The organism is Candidatus Enterococcus testudinis (assembly GCF_002140915.1).
GTDB lineage: Bacteria > Bacillota > Bacilli > Lactobacillales > Enterococcaceae > Enterococcus_D > Enterococcus_D testudinis.
The window spans coordinates 2455727-2476313 of record NZ_NGKU01000001.1 but is presented as its reverse complement, the minus strand read 5'-3'; the positions used below and the strand labels follow the sequence as shown (position 1 = coordinate 2476313).

At 41.9% G+C, this 20587-nt stretch carries 20 protein-coding genes and 2 tRNA genes; 17 read left to right on the top strand and 5 right to left on the bottom strand.

Annotated elements, in window-relative coordinates; all coding sequences use genetic code 11:
• Nucleotides 1-209: 209 nt before the first annotated feature.
• The 10 genes from A5886_RS11990 to A5886_RS15900 all read left to right on the top strand — a co-directional run bounded on the left by A5886_RS11990 (nucleotide 210) and on the right by A5886_RS15900 (nucleotide 6410).
• On the top strand, nucleotides 210-1394 hold the full coding sequence (locus A5886_RS11990) for an ABC transporter substrate-binding protein (RefSeq protein ID WP_086275344.1): 1185 nt from the start codon (nucleotides 210-212) through the stop codon (nucleotides 1392-1394).
• A 116-nt stretch (nucleotides 1395-1510) separates the two neighbouring features.
• A complete protein-coding gene (locus tag A5886_RS11985) occupies nucleotides 1511-2389 on the top strand; it encodes a branched-chain amino acid ABC transporter permease (protein ID WP_054115458.1) in 879 nt (292 codons plus the stop codon).
• Nucleotides 2390-2398: 9 nt separating this feature from the next.
• Complete coding sequence (locus A5886_RS11980; RefSeq protein WP_086275343.1) at nucleotides 2399-3376, top strand: branched-chain amino acid ABC transporter permease; 978 nt, start codon at nucleotides 2399-2401, stop codon at nucleotides 3374-3376.
• On the top strand, nucleotides 3357-4133 hold the full coding sequence (locus tag A5886_RS11975) for an ABC transporter ATP-binding protein (protein WP_086275342.1): 777 nt from the start codon (nucleotides 3357-3359) through the stop codon (nucleotides 4131-4133). Before A5886_RS11980 ends, A5886_RS11975 begins: the two co-directional genes overlap by 20 nt.
• Entirely contained in the window at nucleotides 4133-4834 is a 702-nt protein-coding gene (locus A5886_RS11970; protein ID WP_086275341.1) for an ABC transporter ATP-binding protein, read from the top strand. The genes A5886_RS11975 and A5886_RS11970 overlap by 1 nt, the downstream gene beginning before the upstream one ends.
• 4 nt (nucleotides 4835-4838) lie before the next feature.
• Nucleotides 4839-5486 carry a CBS and ACT domain-containing protein gene (locus A5886_RS11965; protein ID WP_086275340.1) on the top strand — a complete coding sequence of 216 codons (648 nt, stop codon included), beginning with the start codon at nucleotides 4839-4841 and terminating at the stop codon, nucleotides 5484-5486.
• A gap of 124 nt (nucleotides 5487-5610) precedes the next feature.
• Nucleotides 5611-5844 (top strand): DUF2969 domain-containing protein, encoded by a 234-nt coding sequence (locus A5886_RS11960; RefSeq protein WP_086275339.1) that lies wholly within the window; start codon nucleotides 5611-5613, stop codon nucleotides 5842-5844.
• Nucleotides 5845-5929: 85 nt separating this feature from the next.
• Nucleotides 5930-6013 (top strand) — tRNA-Tyr (locus A5886_RS11955).
• Nucleotides 6014-6018: 5 nt separating this feature from the next.
• Nucleotides 6019-6090, top strand: a tRNA-Gln gene (locus A5886_RS11950).
• Between the two features lie 152 nt (nucleotides 6091-6242).
• On the top strand, nucleotides 6243-6410 hold the full coding sequence (locus tag A5886_RS15900; protein WP_179190034.1) for a hypothetical protein: 168 nt from the start codon (nucleotides 6243-6245) through the stop codon (nucleotides 6408-6410).
• A gap of 40 nt (nucleotides 6411-6450) precedes the next feature.
• Here A5886_RS15900 and A5886_RS11945 read toward each other — a convergent pair whose 3' ends face one another.
• Nucleotides 6451-7056, bottom strand: a complete 606-nt coding sequence (locus tag A5886_RS11945) for a TetR/AcrR family transcriptional regulator (protein WP_086275338.1) — start codon at nucleotides 7054-7056, stop codon at nucleotides 6451-6453.
• 173 nt (nucleotides 7057-7229) lie between these two features.
• Between A5886_RS11945 and A5886_RS11940 the strand changes: the two genes are divergently transcribed.
• Both A5886_RS11940 and A5886_RS11935 read left to right on the top strand, forming a co-directional pair.
• Nucleotides 7230-11477 carry a 2-hydroxyacyl-CoA dehydratase gene (locus A5886_RS11940; protein WP_086275337.1) on the top strand — a complete coding sequence of 1416 codons (4248 nt, stop codon included), beginning with the start codon at nucleotides 7230-7232 and terminating at the stop codon, nucleotides 11475-11477.
• Nucleotides 11478-11657: 180 nt separating this feature from the next.
• Nucleotides 11658-12365: a GntR family transcriptional regulator gene (locus tag A5886_RS11935; protein ID WP_086275336.1), complete on the top strand. Its 708-nt coding sequence runs from the start codon at nucleotides 11658-11660 to the stop codon at nucleotides 12363-12365.
• Between the two features lie 132 nt (nucleotides 12366-12497).
• Here the strand turns inward: A5886_RS11935 and A5886_RS11930 are convergent, their stop codons facing one another.
• Nucleotides 12498-13154: a YigZ family protein gene (locus A5886_RS11930; RefSeq protein WP_086275335.1), complete on the bottom strand. Its 657-nt coding sequence runs from the start codon at nucleotides 13152-13154 to the stop codon at nucleotides 12498-12500.
• Nucleotides 13155-13249: 95 nt separating this feature from the next.
• Between A5886_RS11930 and A5886_RS11925 the strand changes: the two genes are divergently transcribed.
• From A5886_RS11925 to hpf, 5 genes are all read left to right on the top strand, one after another.
• Nucleotides 13250-13543 (top strand): DUF7662 domain-containing protein, encoded by a 294-nt coding sequence (locus A5886_RS11925; RefSeq protein ID WP_086276052.1) that lies wholly within the window; start codon nucleotides 13250-13252, stop codon nucleotides 13541-13543.
• 72 nt (nucleotides 13544-13615) lie between these two features.
• The gene (locus A5886_RS11920; RefSeq protein ID WP_005228768.1) at nucleotides 13616-13936 is read left to right on the top strand and encodes a PTS sugar transporter subunit IIB; all 321 of its coding nucleotides are present in this window, start codon (nucleotides 13616-13618) and stop codon (nucleotides 13934-13936) included.
• 98 nt (nucleotides 13937-14034) lie between these two features.
• Nucleotides 14035-15348, top strand: coding sequence for a DEAD/DEAH box helicase (locus tag A5886_RS11915; RefSeq protein WP_086275334.1), 1314 nt, complete (start codon nucleotides 14035-14037; stop codon nucleotides 15346-15348).
• Complete coding sequence (locus A5886_RS11910; protein ID WP_086275333.1) at nucleotides 15338-16021, top strand: ComF family protein; 684 nt, start codon at nucleotides 15338-15340, stop codon at nucleotides 16019-16021. Before A5886_RS11915 ends, A5886_RS11910 begins: the two co-directional genes overlap by 11 nt.
• Before the next feature lie 137 nt (nucleotides 16022-16158).
• Nucleotides 16159-16716, top strand: coding sequence for a ribosome hibernation-promoting factor, HPF/YfiA family (gene hpf, locus A5886_RS11905; protein ID WP_086275332.1), 558 nt, complete (start codon nucleotides 16159-16161; stop codon nucleotides 16714-16716).
• Nucleotides 16717-16865: 149 nt separating this feature from the next.
• Here hpf and A5886_RS11900 read toward each other — a convergent pair whose 3' ends face one another.
• The 3 genes from A5886_RS11900 to A5886_RS11890 all read right to left on the bottom strand — a co-directional run bounded on the left by A5886_RS11900 (nucleotide 16866) and on the right by A5886_RS11890 (nucleotide 20417).
• Nucleotides 16866-17735: a sugar ABC transporter permease gene (locus tag A5886_RS11900; protein WP_086275331.1), complete on the bottom strand. Its 870-nt coding sequence runs from the start codon at nucleotides 17733-17735 to the stop codon at nucleotides 16866-16868.
• A gap of 3 nt (nucleotides 17736-17738) precedes the next feature.
• Entirely contained in the window at nucleotides 17739-19085 is a 1347-nt protein-coding gene (locus tag A5886_RS11895) for a carbohydrate ABC transporter permease (protein WP_086275330.1), read from the bottom strand.
• 72 nt (nucleotides 19086-19157) lie between these two features.
• Entirely contained in the window at nucleotides 19158-20417 is a 1260-nt protein-coding gene (locus A5886_RS11890; protein ID WP_086275329.1) for an extracellular solute-binding protein, read from the bottom strand.
• Nucleotides 20418-20587 lie beyond the last annotated feature (170 nt).

Sequence of the window (20587 nt, the reverse complement as noted above, 5' to 3'; positions counted from 1 at the left end):
GAGGAACAAAAGTGTACCTGACTTTTGTTCCTTTTTTTATGAAAAACGCTCCCAATACTATGGAAACAATGTTTTGAATCGGAGTGATTTTGTTATGGTAAAAAAAAACCAATCGAATAGATGAAATATTCTGATAATTTGTTGACATTTCCCCGTTTTTTGCGTATATTTGATAACATATCTAGGGGATGTAAAGGAGAGGATCATAAATGAAAAAGAAGTTTGCATTTTTATTTGCGAGTTTGTTTCTATTAACAGCCTGCAGCGCAGGACCAACTGGTGGCACATCAAGTGATGGTTCCGCTGATGGCGGTAATAAACAAGAGGGGGACACAATTAAAATCGGCGTCAACCTAGAATTATCTGGTGCCGTAGCGGCGTATGGTTCCGCTGAAAAAGAGGGTATTGACTTAGCGGTTGAAGAGATCAATGCAGCTGGCGGTGTTTTAGGTAAAGAGATTGAAATCGTGTCTAAAGATAACAAATCTGACAACAATGAAGCTGCAACTGTAGCTGCAAATTTAACAACCAATGACAAAGTCGTAGCAATCATTGGACCGGCCACATCGGGTGCAACAAAAGCAGCACTGCCAAATGTGACGAAAGCCCAAGTACCATTGGTGACACCTTCAGGTACTGATGATGCAATCACTGTCAACGGCGACACAGTCCAAGATTTTGCTTTTCGCTCATGTTTCCAAGATAGTTTCCAAGGAACGATCTTGGCTAAATACGCAGAAGACAATTTAGAGGCATCTAAAGCAATCATTTTAGGGGATAATTCAAGTGATTATGCGATTGGCTTAACGGAAGCCTTTAAATCTAGCTATACTGGCGATATCGTAATGGAAGAAAACTTTACTGAAGGGGACAAAGACTTCCAAGCTGTTTTGACAAAAATCAAAAATGCAGACTTTGATGTCTTGTTTATCCCAGGATACTATACTGAAGCTGGTTTAATCATTAAACAAGCACGGGAATTAGGTATTGACCAACCAATTATTGGTGCGGATGGCTTCGGCGATGAAAAAATGGTTCAAACAGCAGGTGCTGAAAATGTTTCTGACGTCTATTATACAGGGCACTTCTCAACTAATGCGCCAGCAAATGACAAAGTAGAACCTTTTGTTGCAGCATTCAAAGAAAAATATGGCAAAGAACCTTCTGCTTTCAATGCATTGGCTTATGATGCAGTCTATATGATCAAACAAGCAATCGAAGATCAAGATTCAGCAGATTCAACGGCAATTGCAACAGGTCTTTCTGAATTGACAAACTTCCAAGGTGTGACAGGTGAAATCACCATGGATGCCAACCATAACCCAGAAAAATCAGCAGTTGTATTAGGATTGACAGATGGGAAAGAAACATCAGCAGATACAGTAAATCCGTAAACAAGATAAAACACACGCAAGACACAATGACTGAGGCAAGCCAGCAACGGTTGTCTCAGTTTCTTTTCTCTTTGTTATCAATGAAGTACATATAAAAAAATATTGGATGTGAGCATATGGAAATGATGATCCAGCAATTGATCAACGGCTTGTTCTTGGGTAGTATCTATGCCCTACTCGCTCTGGGTTATACGATGGTGTATGGTATCATTAAATTAATCAACTTCGCCCATGGTGAGGTATATATGATTGGTAGTTTTATTGGCTACTTTTTGATCAATCAATGGCAATTAGGCTTTTTCCCGGCGCTGTTTATCTCAATGATCGCTAGTGCTGCTTTAGGGGTGACAATCGAGTTTTTGGCGTATCGGCCACTACGAAATTCAACGCGAATCTCAGCATTGATCACGGCGATCGGTGTATCTTATTTTTTACAAAATATCATGATCTTTTTCTTTTCAGCCGATGTCCGTCCTTTTCCGCAAGCAATCGCGCGTAAGACGTATTCAATCGGCTTCATCGAAGTCAGCAATATTCAATTGTTGATTCTGGCTATCTCGTTGACGTTGATGATCTTATTGCAGCTAATTGTCAAAAAAACTAGAATGGGTAAGGCGATGCGGGCAGTGAGTGTCGATGCTGATGCAGCGCGTTTGATGGGAATCAATGTCAATCGGACGATTTCATTTACCTTTGCTTTAGGTTCAGCTTTGGCAGCCGCTGGCGGTATGTTGATTGGTTTGTATTACAATTCCATTGATCCTTCCATGGGTGTTGTACCAGGGCTTAAATCATTTGTGGCGGCTGTTTTGGGCGGCATTGGGATTATTCCAGGTGCTGCATTGGGTGGTTTTGTGATTGGCTTGATAGAAACAACTGCAACAGCCCTCGGCTTTTCCGATTATAAGGATGCGTTGGTGTATGCAATTTTAATAATTATATTGCTTGTACGTCCTGCAGGGATCTTAGGCAAAAATATCAAAGAGAAAGTGTAGGTGGTCAGAATGAAAAAGAATATAAAATATAATTTGATTTGGCTCGCTCTGGCAGCTATCGTTTACTTTGGTTTATTTGCCGCTTATAACGGTGGGATGATCAACTTGTTCTCAGATGCGATCATTGTCAATATCGGTATCAATATTATTTTGGCAGTTGGCTTGAACTTGATCATCGGTTTTTCTGGACAGTTCTCATTGGGACATGCTGGTTTTATGGCAATCGGTGCCTATGCAGGAGCGATTCTTTCTGCCAACAATCCAACCTTCGGGGGCTTTCTAAGTGGTCTCTTGGTGGGGATGCTGGTTTCAGGTTTTATTGCATTGGTCGTGGGTATTCCTACACTTCGCTTAAAAGGTGATTATCTAGCCATCGCCACATTAGGTGTTTCTGAAATTATTCGGATTTTACTGATCAACTTAAGAGGCTTGACCAATGGTCCTGCAGGTATTTTTGGCTTACCGCAATTCAGTAATTGGCAAATCGTTTTTATCTTTGCCTTTTTATCGATTCTTGTGGTATCGAATTTTATCCATAGTGGTCCAGGGCGGGCAACATTGGCGGTTCGTGAAGATGAGATCGCCGCTGAATCAATGGGTGTCAATACAACCAAGTATAAGGTCATTGCCTTTGTTATGGGGGCGGTATTGGCTAGTATTGCAGGCACGTTGTATGCCAGTTATCAACAATCGGTCTTTCCAAAAGATTATGGGTTTATGAAATCGATCGATGTCTTGATCATTGTCGTGTTTGGCGGGCTGGGCAGCACAACAGGCGCAGTTGTTTCAGCTATTGTTTTGGGTATTCTAAATATGTATTTGCAAGGCTTCTCTGACTTGCGGATGATTATTTACGCGTTGGCCTTGATCATCATCATGATCTTCAAACCAAGCGGCTTATTGGGGACTTGGGAGTTCTCAGTGAAACGCTTAGTGGATAAATTCTCGAAAAAGGGGGATGACAAAGATGCCTCTATTAGAAGTTAAAAGTCTAACCAAAAATTTCGGCGGTTTGGCCGCTGTATCACATGTTGATTTGCATCTTGAACACAATGAACTTGTCGGGTTGATTGGCCCCAATGGTGCTGGAAAAACCACCTTATTCAATTTGTTGACTGGTGTGTATGAACCAAGTGAGGGGGATGTCTTGCTGGAAGAACAAGGCAAACCTGTCCGCTTAAATGGTCGGAAACCGTATAAAATTGCTGATTTAGGTCTTTCAAGGACCTTTCAAAATATTCGTTTGTTCAAAGATTTAACGGTGATGGACAATGTCTTGATCGCTATGAACAGCAAACACAATGAAGGGTTGTTCACCAGCATTCTGCGTTTGCCTAAGTTTTACAAGAATGAAGAAAAGATGCGGGAAAAAGTGTTAGATCTGCTGCGAATATTTGATTTGGATGGCAAAAGTCAAACATTGGCAAAGAATTTACCTTACGGAGAACAACGCCGTCTAGAAATCGTGCGGGCATTGGCGACAGAGCCAAAAATTTTATTTTTGGATGAACCGGCGGCCGGCATGAATCCGCAAGAAACAGCTGATTTAACGAAACTGATCTATCAGATCCAAAAAGATTTTCAATTGACGATTCTATTGATTGAACATGACATGAGTTTGGTCATGGAAGTTTGCGAACGAATCTATGTATTGGAATACGGGCAAGTCATCGCTCATGGTCAACCGGAAGAAATCAAAAATAATCCACGGGTGATCGAAGCCTATCTGGGAGGGGAAATCTAATGCTGAATATTCAAAATCTTAGTGTGCATTACGGGATGATCCAAGCCGTTCATGATGTGTCCTTTCATGTAGAAGAAGGCGAAATCGTCTCACTGATCGGTGCCAATGGCGCTGGGAAAACCACTATTTTAAGAACGATTTCCGGATTGATCCGTCCCTCTAAGGGCAGTGTGACATTTGAAGGCAAAACCATTGAAAAAGAAGCGCCGCAAAAAATCGTTGCTTCTGGTTTATCGCAAGTCCCAGAAGGTCGACATGTCTTTCCTGGTTTGACCGTCCAAGAAAATTTAGAAATGGGCGCATTCTTACGAAAAGACAACGGTGTGAAAGCTGATTACGAACAAGTTTACCAAAAGTTCCCAGTATTGAAAGAACGTTTGTCGCAAGACGCTGCAACCTTGTCGGGGGGAGAACAGCAAATGTTGGCGATGGGTCGTGCATTGATGTCTAAACCTCGTCTGCTGTTGCTAGACGAACCATCCATGGGATTGGCACCGATTTTTATCAAAGAGATTTTTTCGATCATCCAAGAGATCAAAGAACAAGGGACGACGGTCTTATTGATTGAACAAAATGCCAAGATGGCTTTATCGATCGCGGATCGCGGCTATGTACTTGAAACCGGAAAGATTGTTTTAGAAGGAACGGGCCAAGAGCTGCTAGCCAGTGATGAAGTCCGCAAGGCTTATTTAGGAGGATAAAGAGATGAGTGTGAGTGATTTTATGACCAAATCGGTGGTGACTGTCCAATCCAACACCCCGATTTTCGATGCAGTTGATTTAATGAAACAGCATGATATCCATCGTTTGCCAGTCGTCGATCAAGATAAACTAGTTGGCTTGATCACGGAAGGGACAATCGCTGAAGCGATGCCCTCGAAAGCAACGAGCTTAAGTGTCTACGAAATGAACTATCTGTTGAACAAAACCATAGTGGCCGATATTATGTTGAAGAAAGTGACGACAGTCGCGCCAGATGCTTTATTAGAAGATGCGATTTCTTTGATGCGGGGCGAGAATGTTGGTGTCTTGCCAGTATTAGAAGACACGCGCTTAGTTGGGATCATTACCAATAATGATATTTTTGATGCTTTCCTCAAAATCACCGGCTATCATGATGGTGGTACACGAGTGTCCATCGAAATCACCGATGATCATGTTGGCGTACTAGCAGATGTCACAAAATTATTGGCGGCGCATCAGATGAGTATTTTGACAGTGGTCGTCAACCGGATGGCATTGAAGACGATTGTTGAGATTCAAGTGGAATCACGTCAAGTTGATGAAATCAAACGTGTGTTAAATGATGCTGGGTATACTATTACCAGTGCTGTATTGACCAATCAAGCATAATGATGCGAAAAAATATGCCAGTCGCAAGACTGGGCATATTTTTTCGTTTTCAAATGAGATTTGCTTTTGCTTTTCATGATTTTCTGGTAGAATAATGAAGTGCTTTAGAAGAGGGGTGTCAGACATGTCTAAAAAAAATAAAGATATTGAAGTACGAATCGAAGAGACAATTAAACCTATTCATGGCAAAGACTATACCGTCAATCAACTGTTCATCGGCAAAAAAATGATCGGCGAGATTATGACCATGGGACCTAAAGAATTTCAAAGCTTTTTAGGGGATGAAGATCTAGGCGCAAGTCGTAGTTTAGAAACGGCCATCGAAACGGTTATTCGACAATGGAATTTACATGATTAATTTCTAGAAAAAGTTGCATTTTGCTCTTGCAATTTGTTATCTTTTTCGGTATTATAACTATTGTCAGGTTTTTAAGAAAGCTTTTGGAGGAGTAGCGAAGTGGCTAAACGCGACGGACTGTAAATCCGTTCCTTAGGGTTCAGTGGTTCGAATCCACTCTCCTCCACCATTTATTGGGGTATAGCCAAGCGGTAAGGCAACGGACTTTGACTCCGTCATGCGTTGGTTCGAATCCAGCTACCCCAGTCAAGTATGAATCAGTCAAAAAGCAGCGAGAATTATCGCTGCTTTTTTTCGTTATTTATTTCAAGGGATGCCGGTACAGATCAAGGGTTATAAGTTGAAGATTTTTTTCATTTACGATAGGCTTAAAGAAAAGAATACAGGAGATGAGACGAATGAAGTTCAAATTGAATATCAAAGATAAAGTCACTGAAGCGGCTGAACATGTATATGATGTCATGAAGAAAAATGAATATGTCATCAATGTGGCACCTAAAGGAATCAAAGTCAAGAAACAACGGCAAACGCAAGACACGATTAAATGGCGGGCGAAGAATCGTTAAGCCATGATACTGACAAAAAAACTGCCGATGGCAGTTTTTTTTAATCCTCAATCTCAATCCCCAAAACCGTCAAATGACCATTCGCTACTAACTTGATCACCAATTTAGCCAACTGATTGGGTGGCATCGTAGTGTCTGACGTCAGCCACCAATGCAAAGTACCGACAAAAATCGATGTGATGTATTCAATAATGAAATCAAGGGGAACTTCGATATTGCTCTCGGTGATGCGAAGTGAAGAGAAAATGGCATCATAGCGCTCCGTGAGCAAGATACCTAATTTCCGACGAATGATTTCAATCGCAGCACCATCCATGATCGTCAAATAAAACTGGCTGTTTTCATGGATGTGTTTGAAAATATGGGTCATGGTAATTTCGACTTTTTTGAGTTTGATCAAATTACCTTGTACCAAATCTTCTAATGAAAGAATATCTGAGAAGGAATCAAGAGCCAAATCAAAGATGCGTTCGTATAAGTCTTGTTTATCTTTGTAGTGGGCATAGAAGGTCGCACGATTGATCATCGCTTCATCGGCAATATCTTGGACAGTGACTTGTTCGTAACCTTTTTGTTCGACTAAACGAATAAAAGCGTCGACAATTAATTTGTTGGTACGTTGTACTCGGAGATCCGTCTTTTTCACATGTGAACTTCCTCTCAATTTAAACAACAGATTCTAGGGGAATGTTGCTTAACCCACACCTTGCATGAATCTGTTTGTTGAATTATCAATGAATTGTTTTACAATAGACATAAGTATTATAACAAACAGTTTGTTAGTTATTCAACAATGTGTTGTTTAAATGGAGGCCCAACATGAAAAAATATAAAGCAGGCATCGACGTAGGTTCGACGACAGTCAAATTCGTGGTGCTTGATGAAGACAATAGGACGATTTTTGCAAAATATGAGCGGCATTTTGCGGATATTCAAGGTGCCACACAACGGATTCTGACAGAGGCGCAACAACTCATTGGGTCGCAGTCAATGGCTTTGGCGATCACAGGTTCTGGGGGGATGGGCTTAGCAGAAGTTTTGCATATCCCTTTCGTTCAAGAGGTGATTGCCTGCACAGAAACAGTAGAAACGTTTATTCCTGAAACCGATGTGGCGATCGAATTAGGTGGAGAAGATGCGAAAATCACCTTTTTTGAAGGTGCTTTGGAACAACGGATGAATGGGAGTTGTGCCGGTGGTACAGGTGCCTTTATTGATCAGATAGCTGTTTTGTTGAAAACAGATGCAAATGGGGTCAATGAATTAGCCAAAGATTACCAAACCCTATACCCCATAGCTTCTAGGTGCGGTGTGTTTGCCAAGACTGATGTGCAGCCATTGATCAATGAAGGTGCCGCAAAGGCGGATATTGCTGCGAGTATCTTTCAAGCAGTAGTGAATCAGACAATTGCTGGTTTAGCGGCAGGCCGTAAAATCAAAGGCAAAGTGGCATTTTTAGGTGGCCCATTATACTTCATGTCGGAATTGCGCCAACGATTTATTGATACACTGGACTTGAAAGCCGAGGATATTATTTTTCCAGAAAACCCTCAATTATTTGTGGCTATGGGTGCAGCCCTTTATGCGGAGGATGAACGTTCAATTACAACGTTATTAGATCGTTTGACGAATGGAGCGCAAGGGAAATTGATGCCCTCAGATACTTTAGCACCGCTGTTTGCTGATGATGCTGCGTTGGCTGATTTTCGTGAACGCCACGCCCAAGCTGTGGCACCAGAAAAACCGTTGCAACACCACACTGGACCAGCATTTCTAGGAATTGATGCCGGATCGACGACCACCAAAGTTGTTTTGATCAATGAAATCGGCGACATACTTTTTTCTTTTTATGGCAATAATGAGGGAGAGCCCTTAGCAACCACGATGACGGTCTTAAAAGACCTTTATCAAAAGATGCCAGCGGATGTCTTTATTGCCAAGTCAACGATTACTGGCTATGGAGAACATTTGATCAAACATGCTTTGAAAGTGGATCTTGGTGAAGTAGAAACCATGGCCCATTATAAAGCTGCCAATCATTTTCAACCGGGGGTCGACTTTATTTTAGATATTGGTGGTCAGGACATGAAAGCCATGACCATCAAAGATGGTGCGTTGTCTTCTATTCAGTTGAATGAAGCTTGTTCATCCGGTTGCGGTTCTTTTATTGAAACCTTTGCCAAATCGATGAATCAGGATGTCCGTGATTTTGCCCAAGCAGCTGTCCATGCCAAGGCGCCTGTTGACTTGGGTTCACGTTGTACCGTCTTTATGAATTCTAAAGTCAAACAAGTTCAAAAAGAAGGCGCCTCAGTAGGGGATATCTCCGCAGGCTTATCTTATTCAGTCATCAAGAATGCCATTTACAAAGTCATCAAGATTCGACGTCCAGAAGATTTGGGTGAAAAAATCGTTTGTCAAGGCGGGACTTTCTATAATGAGGCTGTCTTGCGAGCGTTTGAATTAATCAGTGGGCGAGAAGTTGTCCGGCCATCGATTGCCGGTTTGATGGGGGCATATGGGGCTGCACTGATTTCATTGGAAAACTATGAGTTAGGGGCAGAAAGCACCTTGTTGTCATTGGGCGAAATGGAATCTTTTGAAGCCGAAAAAGAGTTCACGCATTGTGGATTATGTGAGAATAATTGTTTATTGACCGTCACTTTGTTTTCTGATGGTCGTAAATTTATCACCGGGAATCGCTGCGAGCGTGGCGCGCGTATCAAAATCAAAAAAGAAGACCGCAAAGTCAACTTGGTTGATGAAAAATATCGCCGGATGTTTAAATACCGCTCTTTAAGAAAGAAGGAAGCCATTCACGGAAAAATCGGGCTGCCTCGGGTCTTGAATGTATATGAAAACTATCCGTTATGGCATACATTCTTTAGTGAATTAGGGTTTAGCGTCACACTATCCCCAAGATCAAATAAGGATTTGTATGAAAAAGGCATCGAAACAATCCCTAGCGATACCGTTTGTTATCCAGCTAAGCTGGCGCATGGTCATATTCAAGCCTTGATTGATCAGGAAGTCCCGTTGATTTTCTATCCAGGCGTGATCTTTGAACGGAAAGAAACGGCCACTGCTGAAAATAATTTTAATTGCCCAATCGTTCAAAGCTATCCCGAAGTGATTCGCAACAATGTCGATGCGATTCGTGAAGGACTTGTCGATTACCGCTGTCCATTTTTAAACTTAGCAGATGAATCATCTATGGTTAAAACCTTGACCGCAGCTTTCCAAGACTTCCATTTTTCTAAAGACCAGATAGCAGCTGCATTGCGCCATGGCTTTGAAGAACTGGACCAATGCAAAGCAGATATTGCTGCAAGAGGCGAAGAAACGTTGCGCATGCTGATGGAAAGCAATCAAAAAGGTATCGTATTGTCGGGGCGGCCCTATCACTTGGATCCTGAAATCAATCATGGTATCGCAGAAGTGATTACCCAAGAAGGGTTTCATGTCTTGACGGAAGATAGTATCGCCCATTTAGGCAATGTCGGTAATTTACGCGTCGTCGATCAATGGGTCTATCATTCCCGGTTGTATGCAGCTGCCCGTGTAGTTGCTAAGAACAAGAATTTGGAATTGGTTCAATTGAACTCCTTTGGGTGTGGCATCGATGCGGTGACAACAGACCAAGTGGAAGAAATCATGGCCCAGTATGGCAAACTATATACAGTCTTAAAAATTGACGAAGGAGCAAACTTGGGGGCCATCCGTATTCGGCTGCGCTCGTTGAAAGCTGCTGTCAATGAACGAGACAAAACGCATTTTGAACCCAAAAAACAATTCGAAGAACCAGCCAAAATCACCTTCACAAAGGATATGCGCAAACAGCACACACTATTACTGCCTATGTTATCACCGATCCATCAAAGTGGTTTGGTAGATGTTGCCTTGCAGGCTTCTGGTTATCGGGTCGTCTGCTTGCCAGCGGATGATCGAGAAGCGGTCAATGTCGGCTTGCGCTTCGTGAATAACGATGCGTGTTATCCAGCGATCATTTCAATCGGCCAACTCGTAGAAGCGTTGCAAAGTGGAACCTATGATGTGGAAAATACCAGTGTATTGATGACGCAGACAGGCGGCGGCTGTCGTGCAACGAATTACATTCCGTTATTGAGAAAAGCATTGAATGATGCCGGATTTCCACAGGTACCAGTTGTCTCGATTTCAATGGGCAATACAGGTGTCGAATCCAATCCTGGTTTCCGCTTCACCTATCCGATGATGAAGCGCGTGGCAGTGGCGTTTTTATATGGCGATTTGTTTGAGCGTTTGGTATATCGTACGCGGCCGTATGAACAAGTAGCAGGGGCTGTGGATCAACTTCATCAAGACTGGATCAAAAGAATCGAAAAAAACATTCGCAATGGCTCATTTTCACTCTTTAATCGCTATTTGAAAAAAATCATCCATGATTTTGATACGATTCCTTTGACCGATGTGCGCAAACCACGCGTAGGTGTGGTTGGAGAAATCTTAGTGAAATATTCACCGACTGCGAATAATGATATCGTTCGATTGTTGGAGGCAGAAGGCGCAGAAGCTGTAGTGCCTGATATTGTCGGCTTTATGAACTATTCTTTATACAATCAAGTATGGCGGTATGAACATTTGGGTATGGCCAAGAAAAGCCAATTGTTGGCAAACTTTATGATCGCAATGATAGAAAAAATCCAAAAACCGATGGATAAAGCGCTACGGGCGTCAAATCGGTTTGATGGGATTGATTCGATCCACCAATTGGCTGATGAAGCCAGTAAAATCATTTCAATCGGCAATCATACTGGCGAAGGCTGGTTCTTGACGGGGGAAATGATTGAATTGCTGAAACATGAAGTCAATAATATCATTTGTTTACAGCCATTTGGTTGTCTGCCAAACCATGTGGTCGGTAAAGGGGTTATGAAAGAATTGCGTCATCAATACCCTAAAGCCAATATTGCAGCCATCGATTACGATCCGGGTGTTTCCGTCGTGAATCAGTTGAACCGCATTCGCTTATTGATGGCGACTGCCAATAAAGCAATGGATGCTGAAGAAAAGGTGTCGAACAGCTAAACCAATTTCATCCGATATAAAAAGGGCTTAAAAATCAAATATGAGCCAATTCTTTTGGAATAGGCTTCAAACTAGGAAAAGAGAATTGGCCCATGTAAATTTTTAAGGCTTTTTTTCGGCTGTTCTATTGGTATTTTAGGTATATACCAGTTATAATGAAGAGGAACGGAGGAATGTATTGTGGTGGAAAAGTTACCTGTTTATATTCAAATTCATGATCAAATCAAAGCAAATATTGAAGACAATACGTACAAAATCGGCGACCGTTTGCCTTCTGAAAGGGAGTTGTCTAAACAATTTGGCGTTAGCCGAATGACTTTACGACAAGCCATTCAAACATTGGCTGATGAAGGGATCCTTGAACGCAAAATCGGATCTGGTACCTATGTATCTCGTCAAAAAGTCCAAGAAAAGATGACTGGGACAACCAGTTTTACAGAAATCATGCATTCCCTTGGCCGTGTGCCGTCAAGTAAAGCTGTTGCTTATTTTTTGACTGCACCTAGTTCAAGCGAGATGGAAAAGCTGCAGCTTGCAGGCCACGAAACCATTTTGAGAATGGAGCGGATCCGCTATGCTGACGATGTGCCGATTTGTTTTGAAGTAGCTAGTATCCCTGAAAAGTTGATTCGTGATCTAAGCAAAGATGAGATTATCTCTTCCCTTTATAAAGTATTAGAAGAGAAAGGCCATCACAAAATTGGCGGTTCTTCTCAAACGATTTCAGCAATGCTGGCTTCTGAACAGATTGCAGAATATCTAGATTTAAAACGTGGCGATGCGATTTTGCGTATGCGGCAAATTACTTCATTCGAAAATGGGCAACCCTTTGAATATGTCAGAACGCAATATGCTGGGAATCGTTTTGAGTTTTATATGGAAAAATAATCGATTTTGCGCCTGCGCAAATAAGCCGATATGCAGCGCAGCAGTGGAATGAGCGTTTCTCTGTGCAGTGTGCTATCGGCCTTTTTTATCATTGAAGCAGGAAGTATGCGAAAAAAGCAAGAGACTTGCGGGTCACTCATCAGCTGCTGAGTGGGAAATGGCTCTTTCGACATATGAAGCCGCGCCATGTGTCATTGTGACCTGTCCTTGGAGCAGATCAATCAATGCTGCTTCAACGTGTTCTTTGTCTGAATCAGGAACCATCAATGTCAGCGTGATTTTATCGGTATATTCAATGTCATTGATAACCATTTGTTGCAACGCTAAATAATTTTGCAACTTTCCGAGTAACGAATAGTCGATCGTCAAAAGCAATGATTGATGATAGATGCCTTCGACAAGGCCCACTTCAGAAAGACCAGCTGAGACTGCACTTGAATAGGCACGAATCAAGCCGCCGGCACCTAACTTTGTGCCACCAAAATACCGAGTGACAACAGCAACGACATTGATTAGTTGATTTTTTTTCAAGACTTCTAAGATAGGGACTCCAGCAGTGCCGCTAGGTTCTCCATCGTCACTGCTGCGTTGGATCTCGTGATGTGTGCCTAGAACATAAGCACTGCAATTGTGATTGGCTCTCCAATGCTCTTTTTTGATTTGTTGAATAAATTGTTTGGCGTCTTCTTCATCAGTTATTCGTTTTAGAAAACAAATAAACCGAGATTTTTTGATGTCGATCTCACTTTGGCCATTCTCACGGATCGTTCGATAAGATTCGATGGTCATCGCCTCCTTTTGTTTCTAGTATAGGCAAACTTGGCGTAAGATACAAATATCAATTTCCAGTTCAATCTGCAAAAAAATTAAAGGAGGCGTTGACGCTGGGCAGACGCAAAAAGTACGATTCAATCACGCATTACCTTAAAAACAACGGCGGATCACAAGTCACGCTGACATTTACTCAATTTGATGAATTTCTTTTCCCAGCAACTGGGTTACCGAAAAGTGCCCGAAGGAACAGTGATTGGTGGGCCAATGATTACCGCCATCCAGAAAATGGCGCCTATGCATGGCTGAATGCGGGCTACGAGGTCGTTCATGTCAATCTAAATAAAGAATATATTGTTTTTAATCGCCTCGTGAAATCAAATTGGCTGATAGATAGAAAGCGTTGACAAATTCGCAACTTGATTTATACTAGAGATAGGAAATGTTATCTTATTCTTAAAATTCAGGGAGTGTTCGATATGGCAAAAAAAACAATCATGTTAGTTTGTTCTGCAGGGATGAGTACAAGTTTATTAGTAACAAAAATGCAAAAAGCTGCTGAAGCAAAAGGCTTAGAAGCAGATATCTTTGCAGTTTCAGCATCAGAAGCTGACCAACATCTTGAAAGTAAAGATGTCAACGTGCTATTATTAGGACCGCAAGTACGTTTTATGAAAGGTGACTTCGAAAAACGTTTGGCACCAAAAGGGATTCCATTAGAAGTCATCAACATGGCTGATTACGGCATGATGAATGGCGAAAAAGTATTAGACCAAGCATTGACTTTGATTGGTGAATAGTCATTGAAATAGATAAGATCTTGAAGAGAACTATGACAGTGCGCACTGTCGTATTTCTCTTTTTTTGCGTACTTATTATTGATAGGAGCGTGATGTAGATGGAGTCAATGTTGGGTAAGCAGCAAGCAGTTATCAATGAAGAAGTGTTAGAAAGGCAACAGATGATTGATTGCCGACCCGCTATGGTGTTAGAGGGGCGTGTGATCATCTGTCAGCGCTGTGGCACAAGACATGTGAAGACTGATGTTCGATTACCTTCCGGACATTATTACTGTCCGAGTTGCAGTCGCTATGGCCGCATAACATCCGAGCATCAATTATGCTGGCAAAGCAGCCAAGTGCAGCCAATCGATCATCAGGTAGTCTTTCCTGGAGTACTGACTACTTTCCAAAAAGCGATCTCTGATCGGTTGGTCAGAAACTATCAAGAAGGACGATCAACGCTGGTGTGGTCGGTGACTGGCTCTGGGAAAACGGAAATGATGTTTGAAACGATCGCCGCTGCTCGCCAAAAAGGAGCGCGGGTGGCGATCGTTTCCCCCCGCATCGATGTTTGTCGAGAATTACATCCGAGGATCCAGCAAGCTTTTCCCAACGAAGCATGCTTACTGCTTTATGGGGATTCAGAAGAACCGTATCGCTATACCCATTTATTGGTGGCGACGACACACCAACTGCTGCATTTTTATCGCAGTTTCCCCTTGATCATTGTAGACGAAGTGGATGCCTTTCCTTACGAAGGCGATGAGCAGCTGCGTTATGGATTGCAGCAGGCGTTGACCGAAAATGGGGCTTTGATCTATCTGAGCGCGACGCCTTCAGATCGGTTGCTAAAAGAAATCAGTGGAACATTTCAGATCGAAAAAATGCCCTTGCGGTTCCATCAGCGTCCCTTGATCGTTCCGCAGTTATACTGGCTTGAAAAATGGCGACGGCTTGACCAGCGCAAAAGCTGGCGTCGTTCCTTCGTCAAAGAACTGCAAAGGTTGGCAGAGAAAAACTTTGTTCTAGTCTTTTGCCCGAGTATTCCTTATATGGAACGTGTTGCAGCCGTGATTGCCAAAGAACTGCCAGATTATTCTATCTCGAGTGTCTCATCAAAGGACGTCCAACGGAGTGAAAAGGTCACTGAGGCGCGTCAACGGGCATTTCAGATACTGTTTACCACAATGATCTTAGAAAGAGGAGTGACTTTTGAACGGGTCTCTGTCATTGTTTTAGGGGCAAACCATTCTATCTACACCAAATCGGCATTGGTTCAGATCGCTGGGCGTGTTGATCGCAAAGGGGCCTTCAATCATGGGGAAGTGCTCTTTTGCTATAACCAAATGACGCCAGCCATACGCAAAGCCATTGCTGAGATCAAAGCCATGAATCAATTGGCACAAAGGTGGTTAGCAGATGATTTGTAGTTGGTGCCATCAGGATGTGTTAAGAGAAGTATCTATGTTGGAACTGTTATGCCCACTTTTGATCCCATCCGACTTACGATGCCAGAGCTGTGAAGATCGCTTAGAGAGGATCGATTGGCAGGTGTGCTGTTCTTGTTGCGGACAAAGGGATACGCAGCATTGTTCGGACTGTCAGGAATGGACCCGCACTCATCCGGATTTTGTGTTCGATCATCGAGGCATCTTTGCTTACAATGAAGGGATGAAAGAGTGGCTGCACCAATATAAGTTGGTGGGCGATTACCGATTACGAAACGTCTTGGCAACAGATGTCAAAAAAGTATTGAAGGCCTATCGCTATGATCAACTGATTCCAATCCCTTTGTCAACCGACCGATACAAGAGCCGAGGCTTCAATCAAGTGACTGCAGTATTAGATGCAGCTGGGCTGTCCTATGAAGAACACTTACTTAAACCAATGGCCCTCGCACCTCTAGCAGCTTTGTCAAAGAAAGAACGTATGGCGATCCCTCAGCCTTTTTGCTTGAAGAAGGGAGCAGCAGAATGCATCATGGGAAAGAAGATCTTATTGGTGGACGACGTCTATACAACAGGTCGAACGTTATATCATGCCGCTGCACTGATCCATAGCTGTCAACCAGCGTCTGTTCAATCCATCTCTTTTGCCCGATGACCCGTTTTTTTTGAAAACGTTTGAAATTTATATTCGATTTACTAGGCAAATTCATCAGAGTTCGATATAATAGAATCAAGAAGAAGAAAAGAGTGGTCCTTTTCCTTCTTTACTGGTAGACGAAAGGGGTAATTTATATGTTCAGATACAATGTGCGTGGCGAAAATATCGAGGTAACTGAAGCAATCCGCGACTACGTAGAAAAAAAAGTAGGTAAACTAGAACGTTATTTTAATGATGTGCCTGAAGCAACAGCGCACGTTAATTTAAAGGTATATACAGAAAAAACTGCGAAAGTGGAAGTAACGATTCCATTACCATTTCTAGTGCTTCGTGCGGAAGAAACATCACCTGATCTATATGCTAGTATTGATTTGGTCGTTGATAAATTAGAACGTCAAATTCGCAAATTCAAAACCAAAATCAACCGCAAATCAAGAGAAACAGCATTGGTACCGCCAACTGATGGTGATTTATTCACGTCAGAATCAAATGATGAGGAAACGATTGGTTCAGATTTGGATATCGTGCGTACAAAACGCCTATCGCTGAAACCAATGGATAGTGAAGAAGCTGTTCTGCAAATGAACATGCTTGGACATAACTTCTTTATCTTTGAAGATGCCGAAACCAATGGAACCAGCATTGTGTATCGCCGCAAAGACGGTAAATATGGCTTGATCGAAACAGATTGATCAGACCTACTCTTTGACAACACAACACCCCAATTCAATACACTGAATGGAGCAGCTATGGCTGCTCTATTTTTTTTTGCAAAAAAACTGTATCTCAGCATCTTGATCGAAGATAGGCTGAAATACAGTAAGATAGCGGGAGTGTCTAGTTATTTGACAGAACCGGAGGTAATTCCTTGAACGTAGTATTTTTGCATATAAATAAATAGCAGTGTGATTGGAATCGCAATCAAGACACATCCAGCCGTAAAGGACATGAACAATGAATTTGCGGTGGTTTTGGTCATCATAGAATACAGGCCAATCGCAACTGTGTAGTTCTTGACATCATCACCCATAATAATACGGGCAAAGATAAAGTCCATCCAAGGCCCCATAAAGGCCATCAAAGAGGTATAAACGATGATCGGTTTTGATAGAGGCAAAGTGATTTTTGTAAAAATATCCCATTTGTTCGCCCCGTCGATCATTGCTGATTCGTCTAAAGCCATCGGAATCGTATCGAAAAAGCCTTTTGCCACATAGAATCCTAAAGCGGCACCAGCAGAATAGACCAAAATCAAGGCCAATAAACTTTGGGTTAAGTTCAATGCTTTCAAAATATAGTAGACTGCAATCATACTCATAAATCCAGGGAACATATTTAAGACCAATGCCACTTTCAAAAATGGTTTTCTTAGTTTGAAGCGCAACCTTGACAATGAGTAAGCCATCGCAATCGTGATAAATGTAGAAAGCAAACAGCTGCACGTTGCAACGAATAAGGTGTTTAAGAACCAACGAACAAAGGGATAACTGCCTGAGTCATTGGCGAGCAGTTGGCGATAATTTTCCAATGTGAATTCTTTTGGAATAATATACGGGACGAAAGCGCCGCCTTCACTTCTAAAACTCGTGAGAACGATCCAAACGATCGGAAATAACCAGATCACAGATAATATGATCAGAATAGTATAAATGAGGAAACGTGTATTCGATTGTCCTTTTCTGTAACTGTTTTGCTTTGTTTTGGTAGCCATGGATCATCCCTCCTTATATGAATTGGTTCGTGTGTAGGCAAATAGGCTGAAGACTGCGGATAGAATAAAGATCAGGATACCAATCACCGAAGCTAAATTGTAATCCATTGTATTGACGGTCAAGTTATACAACCATGTTACTAAAAGGTCGGTTGAACCCGCACCATAGTAGTTCGAGTTAGAAGGACCGCCGCCTGTCAATAGGAAAATGACATTAAAGTTATTGATATTACCAATAAATTGTTGAATCAGCGCTGGCATCATGACGAAGAGAATTTGCGGGAAAGTGATCGAATGGAAAATTTGGAAACGATTCGCTCCGTCAATTTCTGCCGCTTCGATTTGCTCCTGGTCTAAGTTTTGTAAAATACCGGTAGTGACCAACATTGTCGCCGGTATACCGATCCACATATTGACGAAGATAATACTAACTTTGGCAAACAAAGGATCTGTCAAAAAAGGAATCGCAGTATTGATCCAGCCGAGATTCAAGAGAATAGAATTGATTGGTCCAGAACCATTCAAAAGATTTCTCATGATCAATAACGAAACAAATTGAGGCACTGCCATGGTCAGAACAAAAATCGTCCGCCATACCTTCTTGTATCGAATACCTTTCGCATTGATCAGCAATGCAAGAATGACGCCGAAGAAGAAACAAGTGATCGTCGCCAAAACAGCCCAGATCAATGTCCATGTCAAAACTGGGAAAAACGTAGAAGCCATATCTCCTGAAATGACATTGGTGAAGTTTCTCAAACCTACCCATGTAAATAGATTTTTGGGCGGGAGGTTTTTGTGATCATAATTTGTGAATGCAATAGAAATCATGTATAAAAGCGGTAAGATTGTAAAGAATAGGACCCCAATCAAAGGAATGGTCATTAATGTTGCGTGGAAACGTTCGTTCACAAGACTACGCAAATCGTCCATTGTTGAAGGGATTCGCTGGTCGTTTTTTTTCAACGTATAAAGATGTCGTGTACTTTTCAGATTCATGACATACAAAACGATCAATAATACACAGACAAGCAATGAAGCAATACCGAATAATAGTAAGAGCATGGAGTTATCGCCTTTTTGCAAAATATCGATACCCATTGCTTCGTTGTAGACCAATCCTTGTTTTTGGGTACCTAATGTTTGCAACATGAGCAACGCGTGAAAGCCATTTCGGATAAACCATGCGAGGAACCCAATTTGCGCACCTAGGAAAATGATTCCTTTCAACCATTGTTTGTGGGCCAAATTCGCGCAACCCATGATCAGAAAGGAAGCTTTCTCAGACCAATCTCCATGTTTCAGCACTTCTCGATAAGTGACAGCTGAAGCATTCTTTTTGTTAAACATGTGTATTCACCTTACTTTCTTTCCTTAAATAGAAAAGGGAAAGCAGGCTTTCCCTTTTCGACCCGTATATGATTATTCACTTACTTTTGAAATATCGGAAACAAATTTGTCCAATTTATCTTGGAAATCATCTGCTTTGATTTGACCTTTGTACGTGTCATTGATCAAGGCATCCATTGGCGGCCAGAATGAAACCATCTCTGGCAGTTTCGGCATAACAACAGAATGATCTGTATCTGACATCTCCATTACCGCTTTTGCCACAGCGTCAGAAGTCACTGCATCAGATGATTGGGCATCTTTGTTAGAAGGAACTACGCCATTTTCAGTAAATTCGATTTCTTGCGTTTCTTGATTACTTAAATATTCAGCCAGTGCCATTGCAGCTAAAGGTGCTTGTGTTTGTTGGTTGACCGCATATAATTTCACGCCCAAGAAAGCTTTCATTTGTTGTGCGCCGCTGCCGAAATCGATTGTTGGATATGCTGCTACGCCCATGTTGTCGCCTAGGGCTTTTTCTACGTCATTTTTAGACCAAGGGCCAGAAAGAAAGGCATCTGATTTACCAGATTGCAAGTCAGATAATGCTGATTCGCTGGCTTGTAAAACACCTGCATTGTCTTTTTGATCCGCAATCCATTGCATCACTTCGATGCCCGCTTCGTTATTGAAGTTTGTGCCATTGATATCTTCGCCATCATCTCCATATAAGACGTTGCCATTGCTCATAAATAATGGTCCGAAAATATAGTTGGCGCCATCTTCAGCAAAGTTCGTACCGATCACACCAGCAGAAGTCAAACCTTCCCAAGTTTTCACATCATCTTCGCTTAAAGTAGACGTATTGTAATAAAGAACTTGTGATTCGACGCCGTAAGGATAGCCATAAATTTTATCTTGCCAAGTAACCGCATCGACAGCTGCTTCAACGTTGGTATCTTTGATTGTTTCAGCTTGTTTTTCACCAATTGGATAAATCAAACCCGCTTCAGCCATTTGTCCAACTTGGTCATGAGGCATCATGAAGACATCTGCTGCTTGTTCTGGATCTTTGGAAACATCTGCTTTGGCATCTGCAGAAGAGCCAACAGCAACTGTGACAGTTACATCAGGATATTCTTCTTCGAATTTATCTACTTGTCCTTGAAGTGCATCAATGTGTTCCGTATCGACCCATAATTTGATATCGCCTTCAACCTTGGTGCTTGTTTCTGTATCGCCGGCAGTAGACGTGTCTGTATCATCACTACTGCTGCCGCATGCGCCTAACACCATTGCTGATAAACTAAGAATACTGCCCCCGATAAGTAATTTCTTTACATCTACTTTCATCTTATTTCCTCCTAATATGAATGATTACGTTTACATCTATCATTATGCAACCGATTGCGGATATAGTCAAGCTGTAAATTGTTTTTTTTGAAAAAATCATCTAAAGTCCTTTAATATCAATAATTATGTGTGTTTTTAAAGATTTTTCTGATAATTAAACCTAAGTTATT

Coding starts and splice junctions, on each gene's coding strand:
- A5886_RS11990 (WP_086275344.1), top strand. CDS start 210: ATGAAAAAGAAGTTTGCATTTTTATTTGCGAGTTTGTTTCTATTAACA.
- A5886_RS11985 (WP_054115458.1), top strand. CDS start 1,511: ATGGAAATGATGATCCAGCAATTGATCAACGGCTTGTTCTTGGGTAGT.
- A5886_RS11980 (WP_086275343.1), top strand. CDS start 2,399: ATGAAAAAGAATATAAAATATAATTTGATTTGGCTCGCTCTGGCAGCT.
- A5886_RS11975 (WP_086275342.1), top strand. CDS start 3,357: ATGCCTCTATTAGAAGTTAAAAGTCTAACCAAAAATTTCGGCGGTTTG.
- A5886_RS11970 (WP_086275341.1), top strand. CDS start 4,133: ATGCTGAATATTCAAAATCTTAGTGTGCATTACGGGATGATCCAAGCC.
- A5886_RS11965 (WP_086275340.1), top strand. CDS start 4,839: ATGAGTGTGAGTGATTTTATGACCAAATCGGTGGTGACTGTCCAATCC.
- A5886_RS11960 (WP_086275339.1), top strand. CDS start 5,611: ATGTCTAAAAAAAATAAAGATATTGAAGTACGAATCGAAGAGACAATT.
- A5886_RS15900 (WP_179190034.1), top strand. CDS start 6,243: ATGAAGTTCAAATTGAATATCAAAGATAAAGTCACTGAAGCGGCTGAA.
- A5886_RS11940 (WP_086275337.1), top strand. CDS start 7,230: ATGAAAAAATATAAAGCAGGCATCGACGTAGGTTCGACGACAGTCAAA.
- A5886_RS11930 (WP_086275335.1), bottom strand. CDS start 13,154: ATGACCATCGAATCTTATCGAACGATCCGTGAGAATGGCCAAAGTGAG.
- A5886_RS11920 (WP_005228768.1), top strand. CDS start 13,616: ATGGCAAAAAAAACAATCATGTTAGTTTGTTCTGCAGGGATGAGTACA.
- A5886_RS11915 (WP_086275334.1), top strand. CDS start 14,035: ATGGAGTCAATGTTGGGTAAGCAGCAAGCAGTTATCAATGAAGAAGTG.
- A5886_RS11910 (WP_086275333.1), top strand. CDS start 15,338: ATGATTTGTAGTTGGTGCCATCAGGATGTGTTAAGAGAAGTATCTATG.
- hpf (WP_086275332.1), top strand. CDS start 16,159: ATGTTCAGATACAATGTGCGTGGCGAAAATATCGAGGTAACTGAAGCA.
- A5886_RS11900 (WP_086275331.1), bottom strand. CDS start 17,735: ATGGCTACCAAAACAAAGCAAAACAGTTACAGAAAAGGACAATCGAAT.
- A5886_RS11895 (WP_086275330.1), bottom strand. CDS start 19,085: ATGTTTAACAAAAAGAATGCTTCAGCTGTCACTTATCGAGAAGTGCTG.
- A5886_RS11890 (WP_086275329.1), bottom strand. CDS start 20,417: ATGAAAGTAGATGTAAAGAAATTACTTATCGGGGGCAGTATTCTTAGT.